Below are 25,237 nucleotides of genomic sequence, written 5' to 3'. Positions count from 1 at the left end.
AAATGAATGTGACTGAGTGCAACGATGATCGTTGTTACTTTATTAGAAGGGGTTTACTTATGAGCGAGCAAGGCTTTAAAGATTACAGATTAGGCAAGGACATTACCCGGTCTTTGGATAGCTTGGGATTTCATCAACCTACGGAAGTTCAACGCAAGGTGATCCCCTTCGCTCTGGAGAGAAAGGATATGACCGTCAAGTCACACACGGGAAGTGGGAAGACGGCGGCTTATGGCATTCCCATCTGCGAGCTGATCGCCTGGGAAGAGAACCGACCTCAGGCCCTGATCTTGACGCCAACTCGTGAGCTTGCTGATCAGGTTACGCAGGACATCATGAATATTGGTAGATACAAACGAATCAAGGCAACTGCGGTGTATGGGAAGCAGCCTTTCGCCAAACAGAAGGTGCAGCTACAGCAGAGAAACCACGTCATTGTAGGCACACCTGGGCGGTTGATTGATCATATCGAGAAGCAGACCATTGACTTGGAGCAGGTCAAGTTTCTAGTCATTGATGAGGCCGACGAGATGCTGAACATGGGATTTATCGAGCATGTAGAGAAGATTATTCGTGAACTGCCTGAGCAGCGGATGACGATGCTGTTCTCGGCAACGTTGCCGAGGGACGTGGAGCAGTTGTGCCATAAATATATGAAGCATCCATTAGACATCGAGGTACAGACCGAGGCCAGAACGACAAGCCAAATCGAGCATGCGATGTATTCGGTGAGGGATGAGAACAAGCTTAAATTACTCCGCGACGTCACAATCGTTGAGAATCCCGAAAGCTGCATTATCTTTTGCCGTACACAGATCCGGGTTGAAGTTGTGTATAAAGAGTTGCACAAGCACGGATACCCTTGCGGAAGAATTCATGGGGGAATGGAGCAGAATGATCGTACGGCGATCATGAACGCGTTCAAACAAGGTGATTTCCGCTATCTGATCGCGACTGATGTTGCCGCGAGAGGGATCGATATTGAGAGCATCAGCCATGTGATCAACTACGATTTTCCGCAAGAGAACGAGAGCTATGTCCATCGAACCGGGCGAACGGGAAGAGCTGGACAATCGGGGACAGCCATCTCCTTTGCCACACCAACTGAAGGGAAATTTGTTGCTGGCGTCGAGCAATATATAGGATTTGAGATTCCAACAAGAAGCCAGCCATCCAAAGAAGAAATCGCACATAACACTCCTGTGTTTGAAGCGAAGATGAAGCAACGTCCACCAGCCCGGAAGGACCAGAGATCTCGTGTGAATCAAGAAGTTCTGAAGCTATATTTTAACGGAGGAAAGAAAAAGAAGATCAGAGCGGTAGACTTCGTTGGCACAATTGCGAAGATTGATGGGGTATCGGCCGATGACATCGGGATTATCACGATAGAGGAAAACGCATCTTATGTGGATATCCTCAACGGCAAGGGGCACCTCGTTCTGGGTAAGATGAAGGACACCACCGTCAAAGGCAAGCTGTTGAAAGTACACGAGGCGAACCGGAAATAAACAAATCAGAAAAGTCATTTAAATGGGGGCAAAGGCATGGCAGAAGAAGTAATATTAACACAGGATGGATTTGACAAATTACAGGCGGAACTCGACGACCTCAAATATGTGAAGCGCAAAGAGCTAGCTGCGCGTATCAAGCTGGCGATTAGCTATGGCGATTTGAAGGAGAATAGCGAGTACCATTCAGCCAAGGACGACCAGGCTTTTATGGAGACACGCATTATCATTTTGGAGAAAATGCTGAACAATGCCCAGATTGTAGATACGACTCATACGAGTTCAAGCACAGTTCACGTGGGCTCCAATATTGTATTAAAAGATATCGAATTCGGCGACACCTTGGAGTATCAAGTTGTTGGACCTGCTGAAGCAGATGTGGTGAACGGTAAGATCTCTTATGAAAGCCCGCTTGGTAAAGTCCTGATGGGTAAAGCCGTCGGCGATAATATTAACGTAGATGCACCGATGGGCATCATTCGATACGAGCTGTTGGAAATTAAGGGTTGGTAGTTCTAGCCCTCTTATAAGATAAGTCCCTCTTTTTTTGCTGGCTACTACTTTAGTAGGACCTCAATTTCCCGGGATTCTACTATGATGTGGAGAGCAAATGGCATGAAATAACCATGGAGGGGCGAATAGGGATGAAACAAACTGTTATCAATCAAGCCACAGGTGAACAGATTACGTTTTTAGAAACAGCACGGGATACGAAGGGGAAATACTTATTAATTGAAGTGGCGTTGCCTCCGTTCGGAAAGGGACCGCCGCTTCATATTCATGACCAGTTTGAAGAGGAATTCGAAGTCCTTACAGGTACGCTCACTGTAACCTTAAATAAAGCAGAGCATGTATTACTTAGGGGGGATCGCTGCATGGCTCCCCTCAAAACACCTCATACCTTCACCAATGAACATGAGCAGCCCGTCATATTCCGTGTTCGGCTTACGCCGCCGAGCAAGTTCGAGCAATCGGTGCGTATTCATTACGGACTTATGGACGATGGGCTGACGGATGAGAAGGGTAATCCTCGTTCACTAGCTCATACTGCCTTGGTCTTAACCCTACAGAACACCCTGATTGTGGGCATTCCCCTCTGGATTCAGCGCTATCTCTTTGCAGTCATTGTCAAACGTGCCCGTAAAAAGGGAGCTTATATGGCCCTGGAAAAGTATACGGGAGAGCAGATGTAATCTATGAGGCTACAATACGGAATCTTCCTTGTTGGCTGAGTTGGCTGGTTGCTCCACGGAAATTTTGTGCTTCATCGGTATAAATAAGGTGATTGCAAGCGCGGCAATGGATAAAATCATCATGAAGTAGTAGGCGTCGCTCGCCCCTAAGATGGATGCCAGGGCTGTGAGCTGCTCGGTCGTAGTTGAGGCGTTATTTTGCATCAGAGAAGCCCCATGACTTGTCGCCTGATTAGTATAAATTGTAATGACGACAGCCGTCCCGATGGCCCCGGCAATTTGCCGTATGGTATTACTGACTGCGGTGCCATGCGTACCCAACTCTTTCGGTAAGGCATTAAGCCCAGCCGTATTGAGCGGCATAGTAATAAAGCTTAAGCCTAGTCGGAGGAAGATGGTTCGAATCACCAGATACATATAGGTGGTGGATGACGATAAATCGGTTACGGCCCACATGGCGGGTATAATGAACAGTAAGCCTGTGATAAATATCGGCTTTGCCCCGAATCGGTCATATAATTTGCCAGTGATGGGTGACATGAATGCATTCACTAGCGCACCTGGCAGAAGTAGAAGTCCGGCTTCCAATGCTGTGAAGCCACGGCCCTTCTGTAGATAAATAGGCAATAGAATCATATCCGCGTACATCATCATGGTAATTAGCAGATTAATCAGGGACGTTAAGGTAAAGATTTTATGGTTAAAAACCGACAGGTTCAGCAAAGGGTCACGCGATTTGAGCTGACGGATACAGAACAAGGCTGTTACAAGAGCTCCAACGGCCAAGGTAGCAATGACCATGGCGTTCCCCCAACCCTTACTCCCCGCATTACTAAAGCCATAGAGAATCAAGCCGAAGCCCACCGTTGATAAGAGAACACTTAGCATATCAAGCTTGGATCTGGAAGTTTCGGATACGTTCACTAAGAACTTGAAGGCCAGCAGGATAACAATGACGACAAAAGGAATGAGGCCAATAAATAACCAGCGCCAGGAATGATATTCCACAATAAATCCCGAGAGGGTCGGCCCGATGGCAGGGGCGAATATTACAGCCAGTCCAAGCAGCCCCATCGCACCGCCGCGTTTCTCCACAGGGAAGATGGCGAGCACAACACTCATCAGGAGTGGTATGATAATGCCGGCACCCACGGCCTGAATCATTCGTCCGGCTAAGAGTACGCTAAAGCTGGGAGCTGCAGCACAGATGATAGACCCGGCTAACAAAAATAACATAGAACTTAGAAATAATTGGCGTGTGGTGAAACGTTGCATTAAATAGGCAGTAACGGGAATCAATATCCCGTTAATCAGCATATAGCCTGTTGAGAGCCACTGAACGGTAGTGGCTGTAACATCAAATATATCCATTAGGCTACTTAAGGCCACGTTCATTAGCGTTTGGTTAAGCATGGATAAGAAACAACCCAGGATTAAGATGGTTAGTAGAATCCCTTTGTTTACTTCCTTCGTTTCTTCTTGCATTAGCGGAGCCTCTCTTCATTGCTTTTTCAACACGGTGTCGATAAAATGAATTATATCAGCCCCAAAACGTTAATCCTATTTGCAATTTTCCTAAAACTGTCGACTAATTGACAGAATGAGTGGATTCGTTGATGAAATATCAATAAAGAATGTAGAGGGATAAACATGGATACGCAAAAAAGGGTAGATCCACGCACGATTCGTACAAAAAAGATGCTAAAGGAAGCCGTTTTTTCATTATTGGCGGATCATGTGGAGATTTCCCAATTAACGGTTCAAAAAATCACCAGTCGTGCGGGGTTGAATCGGGCAACGTTTTACCTGCACTACGAAGATATTAACGATTTACTGCGCCAGTTGCTGCATGAAATTTTTGATGACCTGTCTAAGAAAGTTGAGCCATTATTAAACATGGGAGGGAGCAACGAACCGGAACATATTGCTACCTTATTGAGTTATTTCCAAGAGCACCGGAAGGTCTTTACGGTAATAGTGGAGCATAAGAGCTTTGCAAGCCACCTATCCAACCTATTGAAGAATACGATTGAAAAACGGAGAATGGCGGGGAAGCCAGACCCGACCAAGCAACCGACCAAGCAATTAGTCTCTATTGATGTTATGACATCGTCCCTGATGGGAATTATGATGTGGTGGATTAAGGATGGTAGCGAATATAGTGCGGAGTACATAGCCAGTCAAATAACTTTGTTATATAAACGAAGATATTTATAAGCAGAGAGGAGCAACACCCATGGAAGTAACCGCGGAGGAAGTAGCGGAATGGATGGTCAAGGAAATCAGGTTTCGAGGGACGTTATATCAGGCGGATGCGATCCAATATGTGAAGGTACATTTTGGCGAATCCTTTGTGTACATCAATGAGAACGGAAATGCCTCACTGTCCAAAGAGGTGAAGAAGGCTTTCCGCAAGCAGCATGGCGGCCGAATTGCCTGGGACCGCGACGGATTCTTTTGGGCTTGGACCTAAGCTGGGAGGCTGGATGAATGTATATCGTATCTCGGTCACAATCGCTGTCGGAGAGCCAGAGCCAACTGCTCACGAGTGAGGACTTGGCTCTGTACCCGCCAGGCTACGTTGAGTTTGTACGGAGATGGGGTGAAGGGACCTACAGAGGCTGGATGAATGTCCAATTGCCTGATACGGAGGTACTGAAGCCCTTCGCCGATTATGGGTTATGGGAGTTTGATGAGGATAGTCCCATTCAAGAGCAGCAAATTAGCGAGTGTATCTCGATAGGTAGCACGGTAGATGGTGACTTTCTGGCCGTCCATCCCAGGGCGGGACTGCTCTGGCTGCCTCGTCATGCAGATCAGGTTAAGACAATTACGATAGAACAGGAACAGGCTGTAGAAAAGGCGTGGGACGACGATACGTATTCCTTAGTGCTTGATGATATCTACCGCCAGGTGTACGAACGCAGTCCGGAGGAAGGCGCTTATTATGAGCCGTGGACAGGCACACGGAGTCATGTCTTTTTGCATTTGCAGACAGGGGAAGGCCAGCTTACGCTACCCGAATTGGCCGGGGAGTGCCAAGCAGCTTATCCGCCCGACTTTTCCATAGAGACTCCCTATGTTTGCCTCCTGTTCTATCGACAACTGGAAGGCTATATACGTTTTAACTATGCCTATAAGAAAGAAGTAGCTGTCTTCTACGAGCCGGATATGGAGCAGGCATTTCACGTTATGCATCAATGGCTTGTATCCAAAGGCTGCAAAATCATGGCTTAAGAATGGGAACAGAAGAGTGGAGGGGTACAATGATCGTTCTGAAGGATATCGGAAAGTTTGCCGAGCTGCCGGACATTGCCATGCATATTAACCAAGGAAATATCCAAGCATTGCAAGAGGCTCTGGCAGCGGGCTGGGATATAGAAGAGGGGATCGTTCTGAGCAAGCACATTACGCTAAGTCCGCTCGATCTGGCGATCGTGTCACAGCAAATGAAAGTTATCAAGCTATTGGTTGAGCACGGCGTCAATTTGAACGTTCCTCATAACCCGGCCTTCTTATCAGCTGTCCGGTACGGTAAGGAAGACCTCATACGCTACCTGGTAACGCATGGAGCCGAGTTGGACAAGTCGAACCAGACGGGCTCGGGAGCCTATTCGCAGGCCTACTACGGTAACAAAGGCAATATTCCGTTGATTCAGGAACTGGGGTTGGATATCAAGCAGCATGGCGGTCCAGTATTACGTCAGGCCGTATCTGATCATGATCTGAAGACACTCACGTACTTACTCGATCAAGGCGTGGACATTGACTATAATCGGCCGGATATGGTCTATCCTTATCAAGCAACTCCGTTAACCGTAGCTGCCCGGATGGGGAATATGAACATGGTCAAATTTCTGGTAGAACGCGGTGCGGACGTGACGATAGCGGAGAAGGACGGCGACCGGCCTTACACGATTGCGGTAGCCAATAAACATATCGAGATGGCTGAGTATTTAAAATCGCTGGAACCCGCAGACTTTCATAGTGCGGAGAATAAGAAGCTTGCGCTTAAAAAATACAAATTACCCATGGAACTGGTCGGCTTTCTTAGCGGGGATACGCTGCGGCTTGAGTTGGCACAAAATGACTATGAAATTCGCTATATCGACTTCCTGACCTGGATCGACACGGTTGAAATGAAAGTGGGCAGGCAGAAGCTGCTACGGCTATCGGCCGATATCGATAATTACTCCGACCTACAGCTTGTCTGGAATCCAAAGTCCAAGCGGGTGGGCTGTTATGACGTGGAGCACCAGACTTACGCTGACCTGTGTAGCTTTATAGACTTCCTTGCCGAGCCAGACTCCTACCTGATTAGGTTCCTTGAGGGAGAGCTATAAGAAATAGTCCCTATTATCGCATGATTTTACGGACCCACTTCACCTTGTCGCCATAAGGCGGGAACAAGAACGGGATGTCAAGCCTTGTACTTTTGCGCAGCACACTCTTCGTGTGGGAGAACAGCTCGAAGCTGTGTTTGCCATGATAGGCACCGATGCCGGCATGGCCTACTCCACCAAAGGGCAACTCAGGGTTGGCCACATGGCTGATCGTATCATTCACGCAGCCCCCGCCAAAGGAGATGCGACTGAGCACTTCCTGTTCAACCACGGAATCCTCTGTGAACAGATAGAGCGCAAGCGGCTTTGGCCGAAAATTCACCTTTTCAATGGCTTCATTCAGCCTACGATAGCTCACAATCGGCAGAATAGGTCCAAAAAGCTCATCCTGCATGGCAGCATCTGACCAAGAGGCAGGGGCGAGTAGCGTTGGCTCAATGTAGAGCTCCTTCTTGAGGGCGTGACCCCCAACTCGCACTTTGGCCTGATCCGCTTGCAAGATGCCTGCTAGCCGATCGAACTGACGTTCATTAACGATTCGTCCATAGTCGCTGCTCAACCTGGCATCGGTTCCGAAAAAATCGGCGAGGACCAACTTCATCTTCTCAAGCAACGGCTCTTGAACTTCCTCATGAGCCAATACATAGTCCGGAGCAATACAAGTCTGGCCTGCATTCAACATCTTTCCCCAGATAATCCGTTTGGCAGCAACCTCCAGATTGGCCGTTCGATCCACAATAGCCGGGCTCTTGCCTCCCAGTTCAAGCGTGACGGGGATGAGGTTCTTGGCGGCCGCCTCCATCACAATCTTGCCTACAGGCACACTTCCTGTGAAGAAAATGTAGTCAAAGGGAGAATGAATCAGTGCCGAAGTGGTCTCCTTCTCGCCTTCAATGACACGGATATACGACTTATCGAAGGTGCTCTCGATCAGCTTCTTGATGACCGCTGTGACCGCCGGGGTATTCTCCGAAGGCTTCAGAACAGCGGTGTTCCCGGCCGCAATAGCTCCAATCAGCGGTTCAATCAATAGCTGGAACGGATAGTTAAAGGGGCCAATAATTAGAACGGTGCCATAAGGTTCCTTGTGCATATAGCTCTTGGCAAGTCCATGATACAGGGGTGTTCTGACTTTCTTTGGCTTCATCCACCGCTTAAGATGCTTGCTTACGCCGCGTATGCTGTCCAGGGTGTAGCCAATCTCTGTAGCGTAGGCCTCAAATTCGCTCTTATGGAGATCCTGATACAGAGCCGATAATAGTTCCTGCTCATGCTGCCGGATTGCCCCAGACAGCTTCTCAAACTGCTCCAGACGAAATGTTGCGCTACGTGTGCAGCCGCTGTGGAAGGTCTGGCGATGCTCCCGAAGGATGTCTTCAATCTGCGCTTGTGTCCACGATTCCATTGCTTGCGTCCCCCTTACAACTGTACTTCCTTAAGGCTAGGCATTCCCGCTTGAGCGCCAAATTTCATGACGGACAGCGAAGCGGCTCGTACGGCGAAGGCGAGAGACTGCTCCAGGCTCCACCCTGAGGCGAGGCCAAAGCCCAGTGCTCCGTTCAAGCAATCACCAGCTCCGGTGGTATCGACAGCCTTGACGATTGGTGCGGGTACTGTCATGGGCTGGCCATCCTGAAGATAAGAAGCACCTTCACGCCCCCGGGTCAAAATTACTTTATGGCTGTAGTGACGGCTCCATTCATTTAACGCAGCTTGCCAATCCGATTCCACATGGGATGCTTGCTGTTGAAGTGAATAGCTATAGAAGGCGAACTCGGTCTCGTTGGGCGTAAAGTAGTCAGCTAATGCTAAAATGTGAGGTGTCAGCTCGCGGGCAGGTGCGGGATTAAGGATGGTAGGCACACCAGCCTCATGTGCAATCCGTAGAGCGGCTTCGACGCCGTCCAGCGGGATTTCCAATTGAACCAGCAGAACATCGGCTTGGCGAATGGCCTCTGCAGACTGCTCAACCCGTTCAGCCGATACCTGTCCATTGGCACCGGGAACGATAATAATGCTGTTATCCTCGGGGGTGTGCACAATGGATGCCACACCGGTGTGCGTATCCGTAAGCTGGGAGACGTTGCTTGTAGAGACACCAAACCGCTCCAATTCAGCTAACATGGAGCGGCCGAAGGTATCGTCCCCCACAGCACCGATCATATCAACCTGGGCGCCCAGTCTGGCACAGGCGACCGCTTGGTTGGCGCCTTTGCCCCCGGGAATATAGTGAATAGACTCGCCAGTAAGCGTCTCGCCCGGTAAAGGCATCCGGCCAGAAGATACGACGAGATCTTGATTTAAACTACCGACAACGGCAATACGTGGACTTTTCATAAAGGGAACTCCTCATCATGTATGGTGAAAAAACGTCTAGAATCATAATTATAATAACTGTGTGGCAGAGTTAAGGCAAACGCGGACTATATAAGTTGAACTTATGTTTAACGCAAAGAAGCAGACGAGAAAATGTTCTTACGATCGCTGCCCCTCATGGATTTCTTTTATTCAATAAATTCTTATAAGGTAGAAATCCATTCCCAAAGGCGAACAAGTTGATGCTTAAGGGTGCAGCTTTCTTACAGAAAGCTTTGAGCTTCTTCAGAATCATTTTTCTCGAAAGCCATTCGATCATTTTCACAAAAGCAAGACCCCGGGAACGTTGTAGTTCAACATTCATTTCCGGGGTCTTATCTATTCATCGGTGTCGTTACACTTCGAACTGAGCCACTTTTCCTTCTGTATCTACATAATCAATGACCGTGCGGACTGTGTTCAGGTCAATATACAGGGTGCAGCGTAGCTCACCTTGGGTCCATTCTAGCCGGACCTCATGGCTGGCTGATTCCAATACACGGAACTCGCCGCCAAAGGCCGCATACTCATTGCGGAAACGGATTAGCGCGAGTAGGCGCTGAACGGCAGTGTGGCCTACGGCCTGCTTGATCTCGTCCATACTGTAGTTATGGCGGTTGATCTCCCGGCCTTCGCCCGTACGGCGTACTTCCTCTTCATCGTTCTCTCCGAACAACAGTCCGACATAATAGACCTGCGGAATACCTGGGGTAAAGAACTGGATCGCACGGGCCGCCAGATAAGCGTCGTCATCGTTATTCAGCACAGAATAGTAAGAACAGCGAATCTGATGCACATCAAATCCATCCTCATCCTTATGCTCGTCAGACACGATAAGACTGAGATTAGCCCCACGCTCAAGGCAGGTATCGACCAGCTTACGCGCTTCCTTGGTGTCGATCATTCCGTCCAGGTCGGGCTTCACCGGAATGCCATCATGGCAATCCAGCATGGTGAACTGCTTGGCTGGGCGCGTGGTTAGGTAATCCTTCAGCGCATCCGCATTTTTATTCAGGAGCGTATCCAGAATACGGTAGGGCAGAATGAAGTCATAAATCCAGAAGCCATGCTCAGCCAGCTTATATTGGATGCTGTAGTGGGAATGAACCTCTGGCAATAGTTCAATGTCCAGTGAATCGGCGAGTTCCTTGATCCAGTCCAGGAACTCATAGATGTCGGGCTCCACGAAGAAGCAGCTTGTCCCAAGCTTCTTAATGATATAGCCTACCGCATCCAGCCGCACAATCTTCACGTGATTCTTGCGGAAGTTCTCGAAGATATCGGTTAGCAGACGCTTGACCTGCTCTGAATGAATATCAAGGTCAATTTGTTCGGATGGATCGGTTTTGCCGAACGTCGTCCATACTTTTTCTTCTTCGCCCGTCTCTTCAATGGTGAAGGTGGAGTAGGGACGAGGGCGACGCAGGAACATTTTATCAATATCCGCTTGAACGGGTTGTCCATCGGCCCAGACTTTGTCTAGCGTGAGGAACAAATCCGCATAAGGTGAACGTCTGCCTTGTTTCAGAAAATCCTGAAAATACGCGGACTGCCGCGAAATATGATTGACCATCACATCCAGCAGGATATCATGCTTCTCACCAATGGCTCTTACATCTTCCCAGGAGCCGAAGGTAGGCTCAATCTCAAAATACGTAAGTGGGGCAAATCCCCGGTCTCCCGAAGAAGGAAATGGAGGGAGGATATGAATGCCGCCCTTGAAAATATCTGAAAAATGCTCATTCAGCACCTGGTTTAAGGTTTGCAAGCTTCCACCCAGTGAATCGGGATACGTAATCAGTTGCACTTGATTGTGAATCGTCATGCTGCTTGTCCTCCTAGAGTTGGTACTTCGTCTTGAACGTCTCAAGTAGCGGTAAATCGACGACGGCCCCTGTATATTGCAGCTTGTACGCGCTGACGGCCAGCCCGAATTCAAGGGCTTTACCTACCGGATACCCCTTCACGAGAGCGGCATAGAATCCGGACCAGTAGGCATCCCCAGCCCCTGTTGTATCGGTGACCTCTGTAGCCAGCGTATCGAATTGCAAGGTCTCTTGTCCATTGGAGACAAGCGCGCCGTCCTTGCCCAAGGTCAGAATGACCAGCTTCACGCCCAGGTCGAGGAACTTCTGAAGCTGATTCTCCGGGGTGTCCTTCCCGAACAACCGCTCGGCATCATCTTCCGAAGGCTTGGCAATATCGACAAGGGGAAGAATGGTCTTCAAATATTGTACCCCATCTTCACCCTCTTCCCATAGGGCAGGATGATAATTGGGATCGAAGCAGACGAGCGTTCCGTTCTGACGTGCTTCCTGAATCACTTGCTCTACGGCCGACCTTACGGGCTGTCTGGATAAGGGCCAGCAGGAGAAGTGAACGATCTTCGTCCGATGCAGCGCAGCACGTAGTTCCTCGGTGAAGCCCAAGCGGTAGTCGGCTCCCCGGTAGAAGATCGGGATGGGCGTAGATTGGCTCTTATTCACGACGACCAGGCTAGTGGATTCACTCACCCGTTGCACACAGCTTGTATCCATCTCGGCTCTATTCAAATGCTCGACCAGAAATTGTCCCAGCCCATCTTCACCTACGGCAGAGGCTACAAGCGGACGGATGCCCAACTTCTTAGTATTCATGGCAATATTCGCGGGTGATCCGCCGAAATATCGATGATACGTTCCGTTCTCCAAGGTATCCCCGTAATCGCCGGATATCATGTCCACCAGCAATTCACCAACCGTTAGCAGATCGAGATCCTTCTCTTTAAATTCCACACTATGTTCAAAATCAAACATGGGTATTCCTCCTTAGTCAAAGCCCCTGATTGTTTTTCTTATAAGACATAGGAGAGATTCCCGTCACATTCTTAAATAGCTTGGAGAAGTAGAGGGAATCCGATATGCCCACGGAAGCCGAAATCTCCTGAATGTTAAGGTCTGTCTCCTGCAGCAGCACCTTGGCGTTCTGAATGCGAATCTTCCCGATATATTCCGGGATAGACATCCCGGTAATTCGCTTGAAGTAACGGGACAGGTAGGAGCGGCTGTAGTTAACGTGCTTGCACAGCATATCGACATCAATATGCATGTAATAATTTTGCTCAATGAACAGAACGGCTTGCTGCACCACACTTTCAGACCCGGTCCGCATGCCAGCTTCGCCATAATGCTTGGTACCTTGCTCCACCAGGTGGAAGATATGCAGTAAATAGCTGATGCACAGCAGTTGCCCGTCTTGCGACTCGGGAAGCTCCTGAATCAGCAGCAGCATTTTATTGATGATAGTATGCGTAGTAATTCCTGTTAGGCAACAGTGATTTATATCCAGTCCCATCAGGCTCAAATAATAGGGAATATGCTTCCCGTTGAAGGAGACCCACATGATCTCCCAAGGGTCCTCGGGATCGGCATAGTAGAAGTGCTTCTCCCGGGGAATCAGCATGAACATGTCTCCCTGGCTCATTATTTTGTTAACATGATCACCCTGCGTTAAATAGCCTTTGCCGCTGATGACAAACACCATCTTGTAATTCTCCAGGACGCGTGGACCTACGACATGATCTTTGCCGCATTTTCGGTGTCCTGCCCAAGTAATGTAGGGAGACTGTTCCATTTGTGTTTTGGTTGGTGAGTGAAAATGCTGTACGATATGCTCTTCCATCCCTGCTTCACCCCCCAGAGAGTTGCCGTAATGTTAATGATTTCAAAGAAAGCCCCATAAGGGGCGGAGCAAGGGCCTGGCCTATTCGGCGCCAGTCACCCATTGCTCTGTGAAGGAGAGAAATTTCATCGTGCGACGGTTGCCGAAGGAATAAGCCGCATGAATGCTTCCGTCCGCAGCTTGCATAATGCAAGGGTATTCGTATCGGCGGTTGCGAATCAGGTTCTTGTGGCCGCTGAAGCCTTCGCCTGTCTCGACATGGCGGCGGTATGGCCAGGTTCTGCCCTCATCCTCGGAGATGGCCACAGTAACCGGACAGCGTTCGAACGGCCAGACGGTAATATCCGGCTTGTCGTTGAAGCGTAAATCGTTATAGATGATGGCGAGATTCCCGCTCGCAAGCTTAATGGCCGAAATGCTGGAGTTGTTGTTCGGTAGCTCGGTGCGCACCGGCTCTGTCCAAGTATCTCCATTATCATCAGATTTGGCAAAATAAATATTGTCTGCTGCCCGGCTGCGGAACAGTCCGATCAGCTTGCCCGGTTCCATCTCAATCACATTACAGTGAACGCGGCCACGACTCTCAGGCACCTCGACGCTTCGCCAAGTGGCCCCTTCGTCATCAGAGATATTCATAACCGTGATATCACTGCCGTTGCGAGTATTATCGTTGAAGCAAATCCAGTTCTCGAAGATCCATCTTCCGCTGGACAAAATTTGAATTTTCTGACGGCAGAACGAACCCTCGCGTGAGAACATAACTTCTGCCTGCCCCCACGTATGTCCATTATCCTTGGATACCTTGCGGTAAATCTTGGAGGTATATTGCAGGTTGAACTCGGGATGCTCATCCGCCGTACGGGCCCGCTGAGCCGTGTACATCACCCACAGTTCACCGTTCGGATGGAGGAACAAGGACGGGTTCTGCTCACTGAAGCCGTTATCGTCGGAGATTCTCACTGCAGGAGTCCAGGCATCGGAGCCGGCGGCGAGGCGGGACAGCACAATGCTGACATCCGAGTTGCCTTCATCGGAACCGGCAAACCAGACACAGAGCAAATCGCCATTAGGCAGCTCTTGCAGGTCGCAGGCATGACTTGTTTCAAAATCGCAAGGCAGCAAGGACTCCACGAGTCCAAGGCGGCGGTTGAAATACAGCTTGCCGTCTTCAGTAAGGTCATTGAGTTCGATCATTGGATTGTTTAACATAACGCGCTCCTTCGGTTAGCTATATTTGTAGGATGTTACTTTACAGAACCAAGTAGAATCCCCTTCTTGAAATACTTCTGTACGAACGGATAGATCAGCACAATCGGTACCATGGCCACGAAGATGGCCGCAGCCTTCAGGTTGCCCGGATTCAGCATGATGCCGTTCTGGATAATCGTGCGGAAGGCGGTATTGGAATCACCCGAGCTGATAACCAGCCTTTTCAGCATAACCTGAATGGTCTGCAAGTCCGGATTTTGCAAGTAAATAAGCGGCATCAAGTATTGGTTCCAGATGAACACGGCATAGAAGACACCGATGGTAGCCAAGATCGGCTTGGAGATGGCCAGATAGACCTGACTCATAATCTGGAAATCGTTAGCTCCGTCAATTTTGGCTGCTTCCTCAAGCTCAGGTGGAAGACCATCCAAGAAGGTTTTCGTAATAATCAGGAACTGTACGTTAATCGCATTGGGAATAATCATCACCAGCCAGTTGTCGACAAAGCCCAGTTTGTTCAGAACGACGTAGGCTGGGATAATCCCCGCTTCAAATACCCAGGTAAATACGAACAGGCTCATAATGATATAGCGGCCTTTAATCTGTTTGCGGGATAACACATAAGCTGTCATATACGTCAGCAGCAGGGCGACCACGGTGCCGAGAGCCGTATAAATTCCTGAATTCAGCAGCCCCTTGAAAATGCCGAGGTTGGAATTCGTCAGAACATATTGATAGGCTTCCAGGTTGGGGTTCTTCGGGAAGAATACTACATCCCCTGCGGCGATGCTTCTTCCATCACTGATGGAAAGAAAGAATATATACAGGAAAGGGTACGTGCAGATAAGAGCAATCAATAGTAGAAATAGGTTGTTAAAGATGTCGAACAGGCTGATTTTTTTTGTGCTCATCATCCCACTCCTTTCTCAGAATAGTCGCGTATCGGAATATTTAGTGGACAACTTGTTGGTGCCAACAACCAGAACATAGGCGACAACGGATTTCAGCAAGTTCACTGCCGTGCCGTAACTGTATTCCGGGAATCCCGTGCTGGCAAAGGCCAGGCGGTATACATAAGTCTGAATGACGTCGGCCGTCTCGTAGACACTTTGGTTGTACATCAGCAAGATTCGGTCCAGATCGACCGTGAAAATGTTACCCACGCTGATAATCAGCATGATAGCAATCGTTGGCTTCAGGGAAGGCAACGTGATGTGAAGCATTTGCTGGAAGCGGCTAGCGCCATCCAATGAAGCTGATTCATAGACGGCTGGATCAATCGCTGCCATGCCAGCAATATACACAATTGCTGAATAGCCGAAGGTTTGCCATACCTGAAGTAATACATAGTTGCTGCGGAACCATCCGGGTTCAGCCATAAAGTAGATCGTATCCAGGCCCAGTCGGCCCAGAATATCGTTCACAAGACCAGTTGATGGCGAGAGCAGCGTATACAGAATGCTGACCATAACCGCCGAAGAGATGAAATAAGGTAAGAAGCTTAGCGATTGTACGCTACCCTTGATCCAGCGGACCCGTACCTCGTTCAGCAGTAAAGCGAACAGAATCGGAATGGGGAACGTGAATAGCAAGGAATAGAACGCGAGAATAATCGTGTTTTTGACGAGGGTCCAAATATAAGGGTCCTCGAAGATATGCATGAAGTGTTCAAGGCCCACAAAAGGACTGCCCAGTACACCGCGGAAAGCGCTGAAATCTTGAAAAGCGATAATCATGCCACCCAGCGGAGCTAGCTTGAACAATACCAAGCTGATCAGACCAGGCAACAGCATGAGCAGCAGTAGCTTGTTAGTATTCATATAGGAGAGAAAACGCTGCATCCATGATTTGCGAGGAAGCTTCGTCATTCTTTCGCTTGTTATCACTTTCTCCACCACCCATTTATCTGTAGATTAGCTTAATTAGGGTCCGCGCCGTCCCTGAAGAGGATGGCGCGGATGATGATGCTTATTTATACATTGCGTCGTAAGCTTCTTGTTGGATGGCTACAATGTCCTTGTATCCTGCGGCTTCCATCTCACCGAGGAATGTATCCCATTCGGTCATTGCACGTTTGCCAGTTACGAATTGAGTCACACCAGCGTTAACAGCTTCATTTACCTTGGAGGACAGGTCAGCTAATTTCTTAGCTTGATCTGCTGTGTACGTGACTTGAACGCCAGTCTTCAGATTCTCATCTGTGAACAACTCATGAGCTGCTTTGCGTACCAGCTCCGTATTCCAGGAGTAGAATGCATCGTTATCCATAGGTTTGGCAAAGGTGAGACGGTCGTTCAGGAAAGACCAGCGTGGTTCGCCAGCAGGTGTTGCTTCCTGTTCGGAGAAGTCCACGATGTATTGCTTCTCTCCACGTTCTTCCTTATAGCTTTCCCCTTCAACGCCCCAGGATACCAGTGTTTGTCCTTCTTCGGAATAGAGGTAATCCAGGAACTTGATAATGGTTTCTGCCTTGTCTTCACTGTCGGCGTTAACAACCATAGCTCTTAAAATGTTGTACTGAGTTTCTGTGTTCTGTACGGATGGATTTCCGTTCAGGTCCTTCAGATAAGGCAGAATGGCAATCGTATAGTCCGGATCATTCTCGGGTCCACCGTTATCCAGGAACCATGATGGACGTGTCAGATAGTCATAACTGAGGGTGCCTTGTCCGGTCAGCATCTTCGATTCCCAGCTCTCTTCAGTACCGGAGCCAGCTACCCATTCCGGATCGATCAAGCCTTCTTCATAAAGTGTTTTGTACCATTCAACCATTTTCTTGTACCCTTCGGAGTAGAGGTCGGTACCTGTTTTACCGTTACCATATATACCTCTGGATACACCATCATCATAGTTGGCGGCGGCATTGAATGCACTTTGGAAGCGGATGTAGCCTTCACGGCCGACCATCGGATAGTAGTTCTTATCAGTTGCTCCGTAATGCGCTTTCAATTTGCGCATGGCGTCAGTCAACTCGTCGATCGTCTGAGGCACATTTGTAATTCCAGCCTTGTTGAAGTGATCGGCACGATAGAAGATGAAGTCGGCAAATCGTGGTGCTTCGGAGACTAAGCCGAAGATTTGTCCATCTTCATTGGTAATCAGTGTTTTGTAGGTTGGGTTCGCTTCAATATAGGCTTTGATGTTGGGACCAAATTCCTCGATATAAGGAGCCAAGTCGACAAATGCACCTTGCGCACCGTATACGGTAGCTTGCGAGATCGACACGATACCGGAATCAGGGAAGGTACGGCTGATGATCTTCTGGTCTACGGAAGCATAGTATTCATCGTCATTGGACCCGCCTGGAACAAATTCCACGGTGGTGCCAGTTGCCTCTTCCACATATGGATACCACTTGTCCTCTTTCAACCAATTAATGAACTTGTCATGCATCAGATAAGAGAAGCTGCTGCTGGTGTTCCCTCCTGTGTTGCCACCATTCCCGTTGTTCCCTTTGTTCGTGTTAGCATTTGGCGAGCAGGCAGTTAATATGCTGCCTACCATAAGCAAGGTTGCGAAGACTAAATAAAACGCTTTCTTTTTTCTCAACTTGTGTTCCCCCTCTTAGTGTAATTTGAAGCATTGAAGGTATTTCTATAATTAGTATCTCACGACCTAATTATATTATTAATGCAAAAATAGCTATACCTCATGGAATTTTGCGCACAAAACCTTTTTTGTGCTATTTAATTTTTAAATCAGTTGCATTTTGCAATAATATTAACGAATTTCATAGTAAACCTCTCTCCGTGTAATTAGCCACCATCTGGCGTACTTCTTTGAGCGCCTGTGGTGTTAACGGAGCAACGGGACGGCGGGACGGTCCTGCCGACAAACCGATCTCATCGAGTACCGCTTTTAACACCGAAGGTAAGGTGCCGAGAGCGAAGGCTGCCCGCAATTCACGAAGAACGCGTTGTGCCTGTTCTGCCTGCTCATACTCACCACGGCTCCAATGCTCATAAATGGATACCACTGTGGAAGGAAAAATATTGGCTGTTGCCGCGATAGCCCCCTTAGCCCCTGACATAAGCCCGGACAAGATCAGTGAATCGGTTCCGGCAAGCACAGAGAACGAATCCGGTGTGCGATCAATCAGTTGCAAGATGTTATCGAAGCTGCCGCTGCTGTCCTTGATGCCTACTATGTTGGGTAACTCAGCCAGCTTGGCTACGGTCTGCACGGTGAGCGTGTTGCCTGTACGCGCCGGAATGGTGTAGAGCACGATAGGGAGCGATGTGTCTCCAGCCACAGCCTCGAAGTGATATTGCAATTCTGGCTGCGTGTAGGTCAGAAAATACGGCGTAATGACTGATAGTGCATCGGCTCCAGCTTGCTCCAGTCGCTGAGCAAGACGGCGAGTCTCGCTCGTTCCCGGACAGCCTGCCCCGGCATACACCGGCACGCGTCCTTCTGTCTCATCAATTACGATCTGCGCAACGGTCAGCTTCTCTTCAAACGACAGGTTAAAGAATTCTCCATTGGTTCCGAGGCAAAAGAGTCCATGTACTCCGGCTTCAATATAACGGTTGACCATCTCCCGCAAGGCCTTCTCGTCGATCTCCTCCTGGGGATTGAACGGGGTGACCATCGCAGGTATAATTCCCTTTACTTCCAGCATTGACCTCAGTCCTTCCTTGTTGTTCATGTCTCTAGACTTGCGGAGCCAACTCGACGGCAGAACGGATGGCTGCCAGCATGCTTCGTTCATCTGCAATGCCCTTACCGGCAATATCAAAGGCTGTGCCGTGGTCAACGGAGGTGCGGATAATACCTCCCTTCAGGCCGATGGTGATATTGACGCCTTCTTCGATACCAAGCACCTTGATCGGCGTATGGCCCTGGTCATGATAGCACGCTACAACGATATCGAAGTCTCCGCGCATGGCTCGGTAAAAGAGAGTGTCTGCCGGTGCTGGACCAAATACATCCATGCCTTCTGCCCGCGCTTTTTCCACGGCTGGAACCAGCTTCTCTTCTTCCTCTCCGTTCCCGAACAAGCCATTCTCTCCGGCATGAGGATTGATTCCGCACAGGGCAATGCGTGGATGCTCATTGCCTGCTGTTCGCAGTACCTGATCCGCTAGCTTAAGCACATTATAGGTGCGTTCCGGGGTAATCATCTCCACTGCTTTGATTAGTCCCACATGAGTCGTCAGATGGATGACCTTGAGTTGCCCCGTGGACAACATCATAGAGAAATCCTCGGTCTCCGTCAGCTTGGCCAAAATTTCAGTATGTCCCGGGTAGAGATGGCCTCCCTTATGCAGGGCTTCCTTGTTAAGGGGGGCAGTACAGATGGCCTGAACTTCGCCCGCTTTGGCTAATTCCACGGCCTTGGCGATATAATGGAATGCCGCATTTCCTGCTGCGGCAGACAATTGCCCGAAAGGCAAGGCTTCCGGCAAAAGATGCAGGTCGATGCAATCAATACTCCCTTGCTCAAAGCGCGCTTCCGCTACTCTCTCCACCGTGCGAATCTCCAGATTCTTCTGTCCTGAGATCGTAATCGCTCGCTTCAGCGTATCGGCATCACCGATGACAATCGGCTGGCAGATGTCGTAGACATCAGCATGAGATAGCGCTTTCACGATAATCTCGGGCCCAACACCGGCTGCATCCCCCATCGTAATGGCAATAATCGGCTTCATATGCTCACACCTCTCTGCAAGGCTTTCATGGAGCGGACCAATACCTGATCGCTACCGAAAGCTCCTGCTTTCGTTATAATATATCTGCCTGATTCACCCGGCGTCCGCCCCAGGGGTACCCCGTTCTCCACCTCATCAATCAGCTTGATCTCTACATCGCTTAAATGGCGGCAGACTTGCTTCGCGGTATCTCCCCCGGTCAGTACCATATGGCGAATTCCGCATTCGGCGATAATCTCAGCAGCCACACGTCCGAGTTCAGCACTGATGCGTTCACCAACCTCTGTAGGGCTTAACCCATTGCTCTCCCCGAGCTTGCGGACTCGTTCAACTTCTTCCGGATCACCCGAGGTATAGAGTGCTACATGCTTGCCATCTCGCGAAATCCTGTCTATGGCCAGCCTGCGAACGCGGTCTAATTCTATTTCACAAGAGGTAGGGAAGAGCAGCTTACTTGATTCAACCACGATGGCCGACACATTTTCTTCCTTCACCAGTTCAGTGAGCTGACGGCGTGACCACGGGTTAACGCTGCCGACCACAATAATCACACAGTTCGCATCGTTATACAGGGAATTTCTGGTAGGCAATGCTGTTTTTTTGCCCAATAATATCATATTAGCTTGCTTCGGATCTTCTCTCATAGTGCGGAGAATTTGCGCCGTTAGGGCTCCAGCCAAGCCTGCTGAACCGGCCCATACCACTTTCGGCCGCCCCGCCCCTTGGGGGAATAAGGAAGCAATTAAGGCCAAATCCTCCTCCCGGTCTGCATCAAACACCAGATAGGGAATTCCTGAATTACGATATCCAGCAATCCTTTCATTTAGCCTGGCGCGCTCTCCTCTAAGCCATTCCAATGAGATGAGGGCTGACGGATGACGGCTTTGCCGCTCAAGGATCGCCGAGAAGGTGGATTCTGTAGCGGGATGCTTGGGATCATAAGCCATCTCTGTCTCATGCAGCGGCCTTCCGTTCACATACACAATCCCGTTCTTTAACGTGCGACCAGCCCTGGGAAAAGAAGGAGCGATGACAATAAAGTCAGGCTGCAGCGTCTCATAGACAGCATCCAATTCACTTCCGATATTTCCACGCAGCGTGGAATCAAACTTTTTGTATACGACAGGAGCGGATGCTTCTCCACCACGCTCCAGGAACAGACATACATCTTTGACTCTCTGATAAGCCTCCAGGGGAGGGAGAGAGCGGCTGTCGGTATCAAATACAACGGCTTCTTGTTCACCGCCCGTTTTTAGCTCAAGCAGTACAGAAGTGGCCAAGCCTTGACGGGCCATCTGTACGCCTGTATCGTTTGCTCCGGTTAAGTCATCTGCGATGACGGCAATGTTCAATTTTCTACCCCCCTCCATACAACCAATACACAAGTACGGTCCCATACTGCTCCAGAGGCAGTTACTTATTTATAGTTAGTCTTTTTTTAATTTACGCCATAGGGTGGAGCGATTGATGCCAAGCCGCTTGGCGGCGAGGGACTGGTTCATATCCTCCTGCTCCAGCACGGTGCGGATAATATCTCGCTCAATGTCCTCCAGCGGTTGCCGCAGGTTCAATCCATCTTTGCTCAGGTCTGGAGCCAATACGCTCTGAGCTTTTCGGCTTCCTTCTTCCAGTAAGTTCAACGCTTCCTGTTCAATGAACGGTCCTTCTGCTGCGGAGACAAACAGGTCCATCACTGTGCGTAGCTCGGTAAAATTACCCTGCCATGGGTGTGCCAGCAGCACCTCCATCACTTCTTCCCGAATGCCCACAATCTGCTTGCCTTGACGTTCGTTCGTCCAGATCAGGCAGGCACGGATGCTACGTTCCAGCCAGGATGTATCTCGTAAGGCGGGAAGGGAGAAGTTGCGGCTTTGAAAGCTGCGAAGCAACTTGCCAGCCAGTTGTTCCTCAGTAGCTAGTGTCTCCGGGTCTTTATCAAATAGGAACACCGTCTTCACCTTGCGCTTGAGGATGAACTCTGCCAGCTCTCTTTGCTGCTTAGCCGAAAGGATCTCAACTCCTTCAATAGCGGTGACGCGACCGCCGCCGTACAGCATTAGTTCCATCATGACCTTCAGCACTTCTTCCGACGATTGGCGAATCTTGAGGTACAGGATACCGTCCCGGGATTCCGCGATCGTGGCATTAATAATGTAGCGCTTGCGTCCGCTACCCTTTTCACCATATACCGCTACTGGATAGGCCAGGAAGTCCGCCTCTTGCCGATCTTCTTCCTGATGGGAGAAGTAAGGGGCATCGGCCAGAAGGTAGCTGGCGGTGAGACCGATATGTTCGGGTTCCTCGTTGGACGCAAGTAGCATATAGAGCTGTCGTTCATCGGTGATGGGTAGTGATTGTACTTGTAGAACCAGGCCCTGTTCCGGTTCATATACAGCTGTTGTCCGGTCAAATTCTGCCCCCCGGCTAACATCGCGCAGCATTTCACGCAGACCTGGATATAGGGTATACAACGTATCTGCAGTGTCAGGAAGCTTCAGCAGTTGCTTGAAGCAGGAGTTGGCGAACTTCAGCTTGCCGCCCTGATCTACAGCCGCATACCCACCTTGCAATTTGCCTAGCATGGACTCGTACATCTCGTTCTTGTTCCGTAGCTTCTCAGCCGATTTATGGAGTTGTCTTGCCCGCGAGAACGCTTCCATTAATGACTCTTTGCCGGAGGTGATCAGCACGCCCTGCATTCCGCTTTCCGCTGCCATTTTGACCGTGATGCTGTCACCAATGACCACCTGAATGCCTCTGGCCTTGGCATCTGCAAGCGCAGCTTCGACTTCCTGCTCTTGATGGATCACCTTGTAAGAGATATTGACCTCCATCAAGCTGGACACGGACATGAAGCCTTCGATAATGTTGGGAAATCCAATCATTTCACATTTGGCATTATATCCTTTTACGAGGGTCAGAATTCGTAGTATGTCGAATCCAGAAACAGGAATCTCTACAACCGGCAGGTAAGAGTGCTCTTGCAGCAGCTTGGCGGTACCGCCTCTACTGATAATGACGTCATAGCCTTCCATATGAATGCGACTAATCAGCGGCAGCACCCTGGACAGATCTCCATGCTCTACAACAACTTCGAACTCCTGCAGATCATCCTGCAAACTCAGCGTTAATTCAGATAACCCCGGGTAAGGAGCAATGACGATGGTTTTAATTTTCATGCAACGACTCATCCTTGTTTTTTTATGCCATTATAACCCAACCATTACTCTTTAGGCAGTATTAAACAGTCCTGCCGAGGCTTAATGGAAGAGCTTGGCGTACACAGATCCAATATCGTCAAGTGTCATCGATTTCGGATTATTGTTCATTAGCCGGGTAACCTGAGAAGCGGCCAGCGACAGTTCAGGAATGTCTTCACGTGCTGCTCCAAAGAGCGTCAGATCCTGAGGAATACTCATCTCCTGCGTCCACAATCGAATCTGTTCAATCACACGTTCCGCATCACGTTGTTGTCCTTCTCCTGTCTGAAGGCCCATCGCTCCGGCAACGATCGCTAGCCGTTCCACAATGGCGTCGAGATTAAACTCCATCACATGGGGCAGTAGCATGGAATTAGCTACGCCATGCGGCACATGGAACTTTCCGCCGATGGGGTAAGCCATCGCATGAACAGCCGCCGTTCCAGCACAAGTAAGCGCCATTCCTCCATACATGGAGCCAATCAGCATCGCTTCCCGCGCTTGTCTGTCGTCACCGTGATGATAAGCCTGCAATATGCTCCCGGAGATATTGCGGATGGATTCCAAGGCAAACATATCGCTAAACCGATTGGCCTTGTTTGATATAAACGATTCCAGCGCATGAGTATAGGCGTCCATACCCGTAGAAGCCGTAATCTCAGGTGGCAGGCCCAGCGTCAATAGCGGGTCCAAAATAACGAGTTCAGGCAGCAAATAGCGACTGACCACACCGATCTTCAACTCTTCCTCCGGTAAAGTCACAATGGCGTTTGGCGTTACTTCTGAGCCAGTGCCGGAAGTGGTAGGAATCAGTACCGTCGGGATACCCGGATTCGGGATCAGATCGGTTCCCAGCATTTCTCGTACAGACAGATGATTGGTTTTCATCACAGATAGCAGCTTCACGACATCGAGTACACTGCCTCCGCCGATACCAATAATGGCATCACAAGGAACTTCGGCAATGGCGCTATAGAGCTCATCGAGCTGAGCAATAGTCGGTTCAGGCTGAACATCAGTATTTGGGTGCACGGCGATGCCGCCACGGTTCAAGAGAGCTGTCACTTCATCCAGCGTCCCGCTGCTTTGAAGGAAGGGTTGGGATACCAGAAGTACCGATTTCAACGGACCCAACCTTTGCAGATGCTCCACAATTCGCTCTAAGGAGCCGCAACCCGCGATAATACTACGAGCCGTTTGAAAGAAATACTGTTCCATCTTTATCTTCTCCTCTAGATGACTTGATACATCAACTATCGCCCTAAGTATAGCATAACGTTGCTTTATTACAACACTTTGTTCATTGTTGAAAGGTTAAATTAAAATAATGTTGTATTATGCAACTAATATTATCTAGAAATGAACTTTTGGCTATAGGATGGACTCTTCATAGCATTGCCCAATAAAGCAAAACGACCTCCATCCCATTGAAAAATGGGGTGAAGGCCGTTGTTGCTGCAATCAGGATATGTGCGTGTCATTTCAATACCTGGAAAGCTTATAGACAAAATATACCAAGCTGGATAGAATGCCACTTAACAGCATCACAATGGCTGAATCGAAACCATTTAATTCGAGCCTGAACTGGTACAATACCATGATCGTGATACTAACCAAAGTCATTACCATAAAACCAACGGATAGAGCAGATTTTCCATGTGCTATAATCCGCTCGTCATTTTCCGTCTGGGGGACTTGGTTTGCTTTCTTTTTATTCAAGTACAGCACGATAAAATTGATGATGGAGCAAAGGAGTAAGCCAAACCCCAGTGGCATAGCAACTGACAGTTCGTCGTTATTTAGCACTATGGCTTGATAGAGAGCTATTGTAAAAACAATCACACCGATGATACCCATGCCGATGGAAGCCAGGTTCCATGTTCTCAAATCCCATCACTCCTCTTCCTCAAAGATAAAAACCTGCTCAATCGTTGTGTTAAACACACGGGCAATATTGTAAGCCAGCCTGATCGAGGGACTATATCGTCCTCTTTCCAACGAAATAATCGTTTGCCTTGATACGTTAACCCGTTCAGCGAGCTCTTGCTGAGTCATCTGGTACTCACGCCGGAAGAATTCAATTTTGTTTTTCAAACCAATTACCTCACTCTGTGTTGT

Annotated in this window: 24 protein-coding genes; 7 read left to right on the top strand and 17 right to left on the bottom strand. The window is 49.1% G+C overall.

The window, feature by feature from the left end; translation table 11 throughout:
- The first annotated feature begins 59 nt into the window (after window positions 1-59).
- The 3 genes from AC1VOR_RS19240 to AC1VOR_RS19230 all read left to right on the top strand — a co-directional run bounded on the left by AC1VOR_RS19240 (window position 60) and on the right by AC1VOR_RS19230 (window position 2,701).
- Window positions 60-1,508: a DEAD/DEAH box helicase gene (locus tag AC1VOR_RS19240; protein WP_482620225.1), complete on the top strand. Its 1,449-nt coding sequence runs from the start codon at window positions 60-62 to the stop codon at window positions 1,506-1,508.
- A gap of 36 nt (window positions 1,509-1,544) precedes the next feature.
- A complete protein-coding gene (gene greA / locus AC1VOR_RS19235) occupies window positions 1,545-2,021 on the top strand; it encodes a transcription elongation factor GreA (protein WP_482620223.1) in 477 nt (158 codons plus the stop codon).
- A 131-nt stretch (window positions 2,022-2,152) separates the two neighbouring features.
- Complete coding sequence (locus AC1VOR_RS19230) at window positions 2,153-2,701, top strand: cupin domain-containing protein (RefSeq protein WP_482620221.1); 549 nt, start codon at window positions 2,153-2,155, stop codon at window positions 2,699-2,701.
- Window positions 2,702-2,710: 9 nt separating this feature from the next.
- Here AC1VOR_RS19230 and AC1VOR_RS19225 read toward each other — a convergent pair whose 3' ends face one another.
- Window positions 2,711-4,186, bottom strand: coding sequence for a DHA2 family efflux MFS transporter permease subunit (locus AC1VOR_RS19225; protein ID WP_482620220.1), 1,476 nt, complete (start codon window positions 4,184-4,186; stop codon window positions 2,711-2,713).
- Between the two features lie 165 nt (window positions 4,187-4,351).
- Here AC1VOR_RS19225 and AC1VOR_RS19220 point away from each other — a divergent pair, with 165 nt between their 5' ends.
- Genes AC1VOR_RS19220 through AC1VOR_RS19205 form a run of 4 tightly spaced genes read left to right on the top strand, consistent with a single transcriptional unit; the run spans window position 4,352 to window position 7,044 of the window.
- The gene (locus tag AC1VOR_RS19220; protein ID WP_482620218.1) at window positions 4,352-4,918 is read left to right on the top strand and encodes a TetR/AcrR family transcriptional regulator; all 567 of its coding nucleotides are present in this window, start codon (window positions 4,352-4,354) and stop codon (window positions 4,916-4,918) included.
- 19 nt (window positions 4,919-4,937) lie between these two features.
- Window positions 4,938-5,174, top strand: coding sequence for a DUF6953 family protein (locus tag AC1VOR_RS19215; RefSeq protein WP_482620216.1), 237 nt, complete (start codon window positions 4,938-4,940; stop codon window positions 5,172-5,174).
- A gap of 17 nt (window positions 5,175-5,191) precedes the next feature.
- Window positions 5,192-5,938, top strand: a complete 747-nt coding sequence (locus tag AC1VOR_RS19210) for a hypothetical protein (RefSeq protein ID WP_482620214.1) — start codon at window positions 5,192-5,194, stop codon at window positions 5,936-5,938.
- A gap of 29 nt (window positions 5,939-5,967) precedes the next feature.
- A complete protein-coding gene (locus AC1VOR_RS19205; RefSeq protein WP_482620212.1) occupies window positions 5,968-7,044 on the top strand; it encodes an ankyrin repeat domain-containing protein in 1,077 nt (358 codons plus the stop codon).
- A gap of 13 nt (window positions 7,045-7,057) precedes the next feature.
- On the opposite strand, the gene AC1VOR_RS19200 is transcribed toward AC1VOR_RS19205, so the two are convergent.
- The 16 genes from AC1VOR_RS19200 to AC1VOR_RS19125 form a co-directional block, all read right to left on the bottom strand.
- Window positions 7,058-8,449, bottom strand: a complete 1,392-nt coding sequence (locus tag AC1VOR_RS19200; RefSeq protein ID WP_482620211.1) for an aldehyde dehydrogenase — start codon at window positions 8,447-8,449, stop codon at window positions 7,058-7,060.
- 14 nt (window positions 8,450-8,463) lie between these two features.
- Complete coding sequence (rbsK, locus tag AC1VOR_RS19195; protein ID WP_482620209.1) at window positions 8,464-9,381, bottom strand: ribokinase; 918 nt, start codon at window positions 9,379-9,381, stop codon at window positions 8,464-8,466.
- A gap of 373 nt (window positions 9,382-9,754) precedes the next feature.
- Window positions 9,755-11,224: a sucrose phosphorylase gene (gene gtfA / locus AC1VOR_RS19190; protein ID WP_482620208.1), complete on the bottom strand. Its 1,470-nt coding sequence runs from the start codon at window positions 11,222-11,224 to the stop codon at window positions 9,755-9,757.
- 13 nt (window positions 11,225-11,237) lie between these two features.
- Window positions 11,238-12,194, bottom strand: a complete 957-nt coding sequence (locus AC1VOR_RS19185) for a carbohydrate kinase family protein (RefSeq protein WP_482620207.1) — start codon at window positions 12,192-12,194, stop codon at window positions 11,238-11,240.
- A 16-nt stretch (window positions 12,195-12,210) separates the two neighbouring features.
- On the bottom strand, window positions 12,211-13,059 hold the full coding sequence (locus AC1VOR_RS19180; RefSeq protein ID WP_482620206.1) for an AraC family transcriptional regulator: 849 nt from the start codon (window positions 13,057-13,059) through the stop codon (window positions 12,211-12,213).
- Window positions 13,060-13,140: 81 nt separating this feature from the next.
- Complete coding sequence (locus AC1VOR_RS19175) at window positions 13,141-14,268, bottom strand: sialidase family protein (RefSeq protein WP_482620204.1); 1,128 nt, start codon at window positions 14,266-14,268, stop codon at window positions 13,141-13,143.
- Between the two features lie 35 nt (window positions 14,269-14,303).
- On the bottom strand, window positions 14,304-15,179 hold the full coding sequence (locus tag AC1VOR_RS19170) for a carbohydrate ABC transporter permease (protein WP_482620202.1): 876 nt from the start codon (window positions 15,177-15,179) through the stop codon (window positions 14,304-14,306).
- Between the two features lie 15 nt (window positions 15,180-15,194).
- A complete protein-coding gene (locus AC1VOR_RS19165) occupies window positions 15,195-16,154 on the bottom strand; it encodes an ABC transporter permease (protein ID WP_482620200.1) in 960 nt (319 codons plus the stop codon).
- Between the two features lie 82 nt (window positions 16,155-16,236).
- On the bottom strand, window positions 16,237-17,817 hold the full coding sequence (locus AC1VOR_RS19160; protein ID WP_482620198.1) for a type 2 periplasmic-binding domain-containing protein: 1,581 nt from the start codon (window positions 17,815-17,817) through the stop codon (window positions 16,237-16,239).
- Window positions 17,818-17,998: 181 nt separating this feature from the next.
- On the bottom strand, window positions 17,999-18,889 hold the full coding sequence (gene dapA / locus AC1VOR_RS19155; protein WP_482620196.1) for a 4-hydroxy-tetrahydrodipicolinate synthase: 891 nt from the start codon (window positions 18,887-18,889) through the stop codon (window positions 17,999-18,001).
- A gap of 31 nt (window positions 18,890-18,920) precedes the next feature.
- Entirely contained in the window at window positions 18,921-19,919 is a 999-nt protein-coding gene (gene pdxA / locus AC1VOR_RS19150) for a 4-hydroxythreonine-4-phosphate dehydrogenase PdxA (protein ID WP_482620195.1), read from the bottom strand.
- Window positions 19,916-21,271 carry a four-carbon acid sugar kinase family protein gene (locus AC1VOR_RS19145; RefSeq protein ID WP_482620194.1) on the bottom strand — a complete coding sequence of 452 codons (1,356 nt, stop codon included), beginning with the start codon at window positions 21,269-21,271 and terminating at the stop codon, window positions 19,916-19,918. The genes pdxA and AC1VOR_RS19145 overlap by 4 nt, the downstream gene beginning before the upstream one ends.
- A gap of 75 nt (window positions 21,272-21,346) precedes the next feature.
- Entirely contained in the window at window positions 21,347-23,098 is a 1,752-nt protein-coding gene (locus tag AC1VOR_RS19140) for a PrpR N-terminal domain-containing protein (RefSeq protein ID WP_482620193.1), read from the bottom strand.
- 81 nt (window positions 23,099-23,179) lie between these two features.
- Window positions 23,180-24,337: an iron-containing alcohol dehydrogenase gene (locus AC1VOR_RS19135; RefSeq protein ID WP_482620191.1), complete on the bottom strand. Its 1,158-nt coding sequence runs from the start codon at window positions 24,335-24,337 to the stop codon at window positions 23,180-23,182.
- A 264-nt stretch (window positions 24,338-24,601) separates the two neighbouring features.
- The gene (locus AC1VOR_RS19130; RefSeq protein WP_482620189.1) at window positions 24,602-25,006 is read right to left on the bottom strand and encodes a hypothetical protein; all 405 of its coding nucleotides are present in this window, start codon (window positions 25,004-25,006) and stop codon (window positions 24,602-24,604) included.
- A 6-nt stretch (window positions 25,007-25,012) separates the two neighbouring features.
- A complete protein-coding gene (locus AC1VOR_RS19125; protein WP_482620188.1) occupies window positions 25,013-25,213 on the bottom strand; it encodes a helix-turn-helix transcriptional regulator in 201 nt (66 codons plus the stop codon).
- Window positions 25,214-25,237: the final 24 nt, after the last annotated feature.

The sequence above is a fragment of the Paenibacillus sp. 1SOY10 genome (assembly GCF_056836745.1).
The sequence above is the reverse complement of the archived record's forward strand: the minus strand, read 5'-3'. Positions and strand labels throughout refer to the sequence as shown.